The sequence below is a fragment of the Campylobacter sp. JMF_08 NE1 genome (genome assembly GCF_027737875.1).
GTDB lineage: Bacteria > Campylobacterota > Campylobacteria > Campylobacterales > Campylobacteraceae > Campylobacter_B.
Genome location: NZ_JAOVUC010000014.1, coordinates 1 through 2551 on the forward strand (window position 1 = coordinate 1; position 2551 = coordinate 2551).

Genomic DNA, 2551 nt, shown 5'->3' on the forward strand with positions numbered 1-2551 from the left:
AAAACAAAGTCCGCAACGACCTACTTTCCCGACATCCGAGTAACGGAGAGTATCATCAGCCATGATGAGCTTAGCTTCTTGGTTCGGTATGGAGCAAGGCGTTTCCTCATCTGTATAGTCACGGACAGTGTTAATTAAAAAAATTATTTCGTCTTTTTTCGCTATGCTTCGTTAGATTTCGCTTCGCACCGCAGTCACGAACCAAAGTTCGCTCCTTTGTGCTTGCTCATCTGCCTCGCCTAGCGAAAAAATACTTTATAATTTTAGAAATTGCAAATTCACAAATTCTAAATTATAAAATTTGATATTTTCTTAATTAACACTGCAAAAGTCATCAAGCTTAATAAAATCTTTTACCATTATTGTTAAAGGATTTCTAATACCTTTAACAAGGAAGTAATGCTTAAAAAGATAAGCAAACGAGCTATTAGTACCGGTCAGCTAAATGACTTTCATCACTTACACATCCGGCCTATCAAACAGATAGTCTTTCTGAGCTCTTAAAAGAAGATTCATCTTGGAGTTGGCTTCGAGCTTAGATGCTTTCAGCTCTTATCACATCCCGGCTTAGCTACTGGGCGATGCTCTTGGCAGAACAACCCATACACCAGTGGCCAGTTCGACTCGGTCCTCTCGTACTAGAGTCAACTCTCCTCAATCTTCTTACGCCCACGGCAGATAGGGACCGAACTGTCTCACGACGTTCTGAACCCAGCTCGCGTACCGCTTTAAATGGCGAACAGCCATACCCTTGGGACCTGCTCCAGCCCCAGGATGCGATGAGCCGACATCGAGGTGCCAAACCTCCCCGTCGATGTGAGCTCTTGGGGGAGATCAGCCTGTTATCCCCGGGGTACCTTTTATCCTTTGAGCGATGGCCCTTCCACACAGAACCACCGGATCACTAAGACCGACTTTCGTCTCTGCTTGACTTGTGTGTCTCGCAGTTAAGCTGGCTTATGCCTTTATACTCTACAAGCGATTTCCAACCGCTTTGAGCCAACCTTTGTAAGCCTCCGTTACATTTTGGGAGGCGACCGCCCCAGTCAAACTACCCACCAGACATTGTCCTACCTAAGGATAACTTAGGCTAGTTAGCTACCCAAATAAAGAAGAGTGGTATCTCAACAATGGCTCACCATACACCGGAGTATATGGATCAAAGCCTCCCACCTATCCTGCGCATCTTTATCCAAGCAGCAGTGTCAAGCTATAGTAAAGGTCCACGGGGTCTTTCCGTCTTGCCGCGGGTAGGAGGAATTTTCACCTCCACTACAATTTCACTGGATCCCTCTTTGAGACAGCTCCCATCTCGTTACGCCATTCATGCAGGTCGGTATTTAACCGACAAGGAATTTCGCTACCTTAGGACCGTTATAGTTACGGCCGCCGTTTACTCGGGCTTCGATCAGATGCTTCGCAAAAGCTGACATCATCAATTAACCTTCGAGCACCGGGCAGGCGTCACACCCTATACATCCTCTTACGAGTTAGCAGAGTGCTGTGTTTATGGTAAACAGTCGGGAGGGACTCTTTGTTGTAACCTTCTTTGCTTACAGAGTAAATCCTTAACAAAGTTAGGCACACCTTATACCGAAGATACGGTGCTATTTTGCAGAGTTCCTTAAAGAGAGTTCTTCCACGCGCCTTAGAATACTCATCCCACCCACCTGTGTCGGTTTACGGTACGGGCAATATTAGCTAAACTTAGAAACTTTTCTTGGCTCGATAGTATCAAGGATTCTCCATCTACTCCGAAGAGCGTCAAGAGCCTTTAATGTCTCGGATAAAGAGTTACGGATTTGCCTATAACTCAACCTACACACTTAGACCAGCACTTCCATCAGCTGGCTCCCCTAACTTTAAGCGTCCTTCCATCGCACACTAATATTGGTATCGGAATATTAACCGATTTTCCATCGCATACCCCTTTCGGACTTTGCTTAGGACCCGACTAACCCTACGATGACGAGCATCGCGTAGGAAACCTTGGGTTTACGGCGAATATGATTCTCACATATTTTATCGCTACTCATGCCTGCATGCTCACTTCTATCCGCTCCACCACTCCTTGCCGGTATGGCTTCGACGCTGAATAGAACGCTCTCCTACCACTTGCACTAGGTGCAAATCTACGACTTCGGTACTTATTTTAGCCCCGTTATATTTTCCGCGCAGAATCACTAGACCAGTGAGCTATTACGCTATCTTTAAAGGATGGCTGCTTCTAAGCCAACCTCCTGGTTGTTTCAGTAACTCCACATCGTTTTCCACTTAAATAAGATTTAGGGACCTTAGTCGGTAGTCTGGGTTGTTCCCCTCTCGACGACGGATTTTATCACTCGCCGCCTGACTGCTGTGATTACATTATAAGTATTCGGAGTTTGATAGGGTTTGGTACATTGGTGTATGCCCTAGCCCATTCAGTGCTCTACCCCTTATAATTACGACACAACGCTATACCTCAATATATTTCGGAGAGAACCAGCTATCACGATGTTTGATTGGCCTTTCACCCCTATCCACAGGTCATCCGGAGCTTTTTCAACAG

2 rRNA genes are annotated in these 2551 nt (G+C 45.8%); both read right to left on the minus strand.

Going from position 1 to position 2551, the window contains the following annotated elements:
* Positions 1–7 precede the first annotated feature (7 nt).
* A 5S ribosomal RNA gene (rrf, locus tag OFN91_RS08215) occupies positions 8–126 on the minus strand.
* Positions 127–407: 281 nt separating this feature from the next.
* Positions 408–2551: ribosomal RNA gene (locus tag OFN91_RS08220) — 23S ribosomal RNA — on the minus strand; the annotation flags it as partial.